General features: G+C 33.3%; 5 protein-coding genes. All 5 read right to left on the bottom strand.

What is annotated here, in order from left to right:
- Nucleotides 1–395: 395 nt before the first annotated feature.
- Nucleotides 396–1,445, bottom strand: a complete 1,050-nt coding sequence (queA, locus tag VFS71_RS19655; RefSeq protein WP_326403387.1) for a tRNA preQ1(34) S-adenosylmethionine ribosyltransferase-isomerase QueA — start codon at nucleotides 1,443–1,445, stop codon at nucleotides 396–398.
- A 167-nt stretch (nucleotides 1,446–1,612) separates the two neighbouring features.
- The gene (gene aroA / locus VFS71_RS19650) at nucleotides 1,613–2,848 is read right to left on the bottom strand and encodes a 3-phosphoshikimate 1-carboxyvinyltransferase (protein ID WP_326403386.1); all 1,236 of its coding nucleotides are present in this window, start codon (nucleotides 2,846–2,848) and stop codon (nucleotides 1,613–1,615) included.
- Between the two features lie 80 nt (nucleotides 2,849–2,928).
- Nucleotides 2,929–3,255 carry a nucleotide pyrophosphohydrolase gene (locus VFS71_RS19645; RefSeq protein ID WP_077373631.1) on the bottom strand — a complete coding sequence of 109 codons (327 nt, stop codon included), beginning with the start codon at nucleotides 3,253–3,255 and terminating at the stop codon, nucleotides 2,929–2,931.
- 44 nt (nucleotides 3,256–3,299) lie between these two features.
- Entirely contained in the window at nucleotides 3,300–5,315 is a 2,016-nt protein-coding gene (locus VFS71_RS19640) for a transglutaminase domain-containing protein (RefSeq protein WP_326403384.1), read from the bottom strand.
- Nucleotides 5,316–5,322: 7 nt separating this feature from the next.
- Nucleotides 5,323–5,856: DUF3858 domain-containing protein (locus VFS71_RS19635; RefSeq protein ID WP_326403383.1), on the bottom strand; the 534-nt coding region annotated here is incomplete at its 5' end.

The following is a 5,856-nucleotide window of genomic DNA, read 5'->3' as shown; positions in this document are numbered from 1 at the left end:
AAAAAGATAATAGAGAAAAAACAATTCAATAAATAAAAAACACAAATGAAGAACATAAAAAGATAATTCAATAAAAATTCAATGCATTTAAACCTATATTTTGCGTTTAGAGCAATAATATTCTTATGAAAAAAAATTGCGTTAGGGGTAGAAATGGAAAGTTTTGACCCGAAACCATTTAGTAATACAGCAACGAGGAAGCGACCAACGGAAGCTCCCGCAGTGCAAGTATTACTTTGGTTTTGGGTTAAAACTTGTAATGGATAACCCGTAATACGCCCAAATAAAAAAGATTGCAGATTTTAGATTTCTAAACGAGTGTTCTCTTCGCTCAATTTGGGGCAAAAAAAATCTCGCCATTGCTGACGAGACCTTTTATTAAGTTTTGAATGTGATTAGATAATCAACATTGCATCTCCGTAAGAGTAGAATTTATATTGCTCTTTGATTGCTTCTTCATACGCTCTTTTCATTAAATCGTGTCCACAAAAAGCAGAAACCATCATCAACAAAGTTGATTTTGGCGTATGGAAATTGGTAATCATACAAGTTGGTATACTGAAATCGTGAGGAGGGAAAACAAATTTATTTGTCCATCCATCATATGGATTCAGAGTGTTTTGTGAAGAAACTGAACTTTCTACGGCGCGCATAGAAGTGGTTCCTACAGTACAGATTCTTTTCTTGGCAGCTTTTGCAGCGTTTACGATATCACAAGCTTCCTGAGTGATTTTTAATTCCTCAGAATCCATTTTGTGTTTAGACAAATCCTCAACCTCAACTGGATTGAAAGTCCCTAAACCAACGTGAAGTGTTACTTCGGCAAATTTTACTCCTTTGATTTCCAGTCTTTTTAACAAATGTTTAGAGAAGTGTAGACCAGCAGTTGGTGCTGCAACAGCTCCTTCTTCTTTGGCATAAATTGTTTGGTAACGCTCTGCATCTTCTGGAGTTACATCACGACTAATATATTTAGGAATTGGAGTTTCTCCTAGTTCGGTCAATTTATTTCTAAATTCTTCATAAGATCCATCATAAAGAAAACGCAATGTTCTTCCGCGAGAAGTAGTGTTATCAATTACCTCGGCCACTAATGAATCGTCGTCTCCGAAGTATAATTTATTTCCGATTCTGATTTTACGCGCTGGATCTACTAAAACGTCCCAAAGTCTTTGTTCTGCGTTTAGTTCTCTAAGCAAAAACACTTCGATTCTTGCTCCAGTTTTTTCTTTATTTCCGTATAAACGGGCTGGAAAAACTTTGGTATTATTCAATATTAAAACATCACCATCATCAAAATAATCGATAACGTCTTTAAACATTTTATGTTCTATCGTTTGTTTCTTACGGTCAATAACCATCAATCGAGACTCATCTCTATTTTCGGCTGGATATTCTGCAAGAAGTTCTTTTGGTAAATTGAATTGAAAGTGAGATAATTTCATCTGATAAAGTTATGAGTTATGATTTATAAATTATAAGTTTTGAAATCAAAATTTTAAATCGTTTGCAAATATACGATTGTGAGATAGGCGTTGTCAAGTGTTTAGGTGTTTATTTTTCCTTACCTGACCCTATCCCGCAATGTGATTGCAAAAAACTCAACAAAAGTTTATGTAAACGACCATCTTTGCATCATAAAAAAACCTATTTTCTTTAAATCATCCCAAAAATCAGGATATGATTTTGATACCACATCAGCATTATTGATAACAATTGGCACTTTTAATCCTAATGGAGCAAAAGCCATTGCCATTCTGTGATCGTTATAAGTATCGATTCTCACTTCATGATTAATGTCTTTTGTTGCTATAAGTGTCAAACTATCATTGGTCACCGTGATATTGGCTCCCAGTTTTGTCAATTCAATACGTAGTGCTTCCAGCCTATCGGTTTCTTTGATTTTTAAAGTATGTAAACCGGTAAGATGACAGCCAATTCCTAGTCCTAAGCAAGTAACTACAATTGTTTGTGCGATATCTGGAGTATTATTTAATTCAAAATTCAAGTCTTTGTATTCGAAATCATTTTGCTTTGTCAAAGTAAGTTTGTTACCTTCAAAATGTGACGTCACTCCCATTTCCTTGTATATCTCAACTAAAGCCGAGTCTCCCTGCAAGCTGGTTTCTTTGTAACTTGTCAAAGAAATAGAGGCTGTTTTTGCCAAGGCAACTAAACTAAAAAAGTAAGATGCCGAACTCCAATCGGATTCCACAGTCATCACTTTGGTTTCTACTTCTTTCTTTGGATATACTGTTATTACGTTTCCAACAAAACTAGTTTGAATATCTAAATCATTTAGCAAAGCCAAGGTCATCTTGATATACGGAACAGAAGTTATTTCACCTACCAAAGTCAGTTCTATACCGTTCTCCAATTTTGGCGCCACTAAAAGCAATGCCGATATATATTGACTACTCACATTAGCTGGAATACTAACTTTGGAAGCCGTTATTTTTTGTCCTTTTATTCGAATAGGCGGATAACCTTCTTCTTTTTCATAAGCAATCTGTGCCCCAAGTTGTTGCAAAGCCTCAACTAGAACTTTAATTGGGCGCTCTGTCATTCTTTGAGATCCTGTCAACACAACTTCACGTCCTTCATTTACCGCAAAATATGCCGTTAGGAAACGCATTGCAGTTCCGGCATGATGAATATCCACTATTTCCTCATTACCGTTCAAAGCTTTTTGCATTACTTCACTATCATCAGAATTTGAAGTATTCTCCAAAGTAATGTTTGGATATAATGCCTGAAGTAACAATAGTCGATTGGTTTCGCTTTTAGAACCAGTAATCGCAATTTGTTCTTGTAAATCGTGTTGTGAAGTTTGTAACAGTAAATTCATTTTGGATGAGTTGATAGGTGTGTTTTGGCAAATTTATTTTAAAAAAAGGATGTACCAAAACTTTCCTCTGACTTATAACATTATTTTAGTTTATCGTTGTTTTTGTGTCGGTCTTTATCTCGAACGGATTTCAAATCCATTTTCTTGTCAAAAGCAGCTTGCAAATCAATCCCTGTCTGATTAGCCAAACACAACACAACAAAAACAACATCGGCCAATTCCTCTCCAAGATCTTTGTTTTTATCGCTTTCTTTTTCAGATTGTTCTCCGTAACGGCGAGCAATGATTCGGGCTACCTCACCTACTTCTTCGGTAAGTTGAGCCATATTGGTCAATTCGTTAAAATAACGAACTCCGTGTTCTTTTATCCAAGTATCTACGTCTTGTTGGGCATTTTTTAAGTTCATGGTTGCGTTTTTTATTTTATTATTAACTGTATCATGATTATCCTCTACACTTTCTTTAAAACAATCTTCTCTGTTTCCTTGGCAATCATACCTTGATAGTATTCTTTAAGCGTAGAATAATATTCCGAAGAAACGATTGAGGCGTTTATCTGATGAGTTATAGATAACTGTATTTTATTTCCTGAAGCATTGGAAATAAATTTAAAGCTACCAATATTATTTTCCATACTAAGTTGAGATGATTTTGGAAGTGTCTCCACAACATACCCCTCAGGAATATCAATACTGATAGTATATTTATCTAAAAATGGAAAACCATAATCAATAGGATACTCTCTTATCTCTTGTTTGAACGGATTGTGTTCTTTGGTAAAAAACAACAACGGATTGACATACATTTTTTCGCCAATAATTTCACATAGATTAGTCCCCGTAAAAGAACAGCTTTCTACAATTGGTAATTGAACATCCTTCTCATTTACTCTAGAGTAATCATAAATTTCAATTTTTTCATTTTCATTTTCTAACTTTTCCAAATACTCCTCCTCTTTTGTATTTTCAACCTCCGATCTAAAACTCATCGCATTATGACCTGTTCTTTGTCTTCTTAATTTTCCAGTAATTTTACCAGTAGCATCAATAGCATACATCATTGTGACATAATCATTCGAAGCTTTTGTAGGCATTAAATCAACTTCCTCTGATGTTCCATCTTTTCTAATTAATCTCCCCATCCAATTTAAGTCCCTAAACGGCAATACATTTGGTGTTGAAAATTTACTTGTTGCATCCAACAATATTTTACCCTCAGAAGTCTCTACAGCCGCAATTACATAATTGAATGCGCCTCGATTTGGAAAAATTGAAATCCCATTTGCCCTAGTGCTTACCAAAACAGGATTTGCCTTTAGCCCAGCTGTGCGTAACATAGCAGTAAGCATTAAATTAATCTCTGCAACATTACCGGTCTTATCTGTATACGCTTTTTTAACACCATTATCGCAAGAATACCCATTATACTCATTCCATTTTACATTTGATTTTACATAATTTAGAACAGCTAAAATAATTTCATCTTGAGTTGTTAGTCCTGCAAGAACCGCTTTTAAATCGTCTTCAAAATAACCTGTTTTATTAAGTTCAATTCCAAAATCGCTATCTTCATAAATAGTTTTCACTACAGCTTCCCAGTCTGTTGAATACGATTTAAAAGGTTCATTTGGATACTTAGTCATCGATAATTCTTGCTCCAAACTTGTCGTATAATTATCAATATTATTTACAAATGCTTCCTCTTTCATCGCAGGCATATTTCTCGTAACATAAGTAGTTTTTGCTTCTTGGTATTCTATTTTATCAGATGAAAAATTAGTCGAAGAAACATGAGCAGACATAGTTCTCTCCTTACTGGTAATCATAAATGATTTTGGAGATTTTACAACATCAATTTGTGGCGTAACAAATCCTTTCATTTTAGTATTGTAAATAAAATATTCTGGAACATATGTTTTATATTCCGAGTAATCAATAGGAATATCTGTTTGAAAATCAAACTGTCTCAACATCCCAATATTATTGGTTAGAATTCTATATCTAAATTCTAATATTGAGCCTTCCTTGACATTTGGCAAGGTTATTTTCTTTTTGCTCCAATATTTATTAATCTTTTCATTAAACTCACCTTCACTTTTTAATTTTGTTTTTTCAATCTTTCCCTCCACTAAATTATAAGTTACAGCATCTGCAAACAAGACACTTTCTTTTATTGAAGAATTTCCTGAAATAAACCTGACTTCTTGATTTGCCAAATCGTAACCGTCCTTTTTATAAATTTTAATGCGCATAGCTACCTCAGTAATCACTCTAAAACCTTCTCCTTGCATGTATTCAAATTTAGTTGAACCAGTTTTAAATAATATTGCTGCAACAGCTGCAGTGTCTTTTGTGTGAACTTTTTGTTCTAATTCGGCGATGGAGACTTTTCCTAATTTAAATTCTTGTGCTTTTGTATTATAACAAAATAGGATTGATAAAAATAAGAAGTTGATTAAATTCTTCATTTGGTAATTAGCTTTTGATTAAAATTATTTTTGCGTTGTCGTTTCTGGAAATCTGCTCCATAAAAAGGCGAAATTCATCGTATTCTTTATTGGTGTACAAACCTTTTTTCAAAAAGAATTTCCTTTTGTAAACGATATTATTGTTATCCTTTTTTATGATTTCTGTTTTATATTCGCCGAATTTTCCATTAATTTCAACATTTCCTGGAAGAAATTCAATAGAGAAATTAACTGGTAAACCGATTTCTATTTCATCGATATCTACTGAGCCTCTTTGAATTTCTAGAGGATTTTTTCGGTTTCGAATTCGTTTTACACTTTGAGTTAATGGATTAAAGGCATTTACGGCAAACATCATTTTATTGGTTGATACATTCCCATAATTCACGGCACTTATTTCTGCATTTTCAGTAAAACTTATTTTATCACTATCATTTTTGAAAGTGATTTTTTTAATTTTCAAATTATTAATGGTACTCCAATAGTCCTTATAAAATTTCTCAATTTCTGCTGGAGAAAGCTTCTCATTATTGAATTTTTG

It is taken from the genome of Flavobacterium sp., from assembly GCF_035760125.1.
GTDB lineage: Bacteria > Bacteroidota > Bacteroidia > Flavobacteriales > Flavobacteriaceae > Flavobacterium.
Note: the sequence above shows the minus strand (reverse complement) of the source record. Positions and strands in the feature narration are given on the sequence as shown.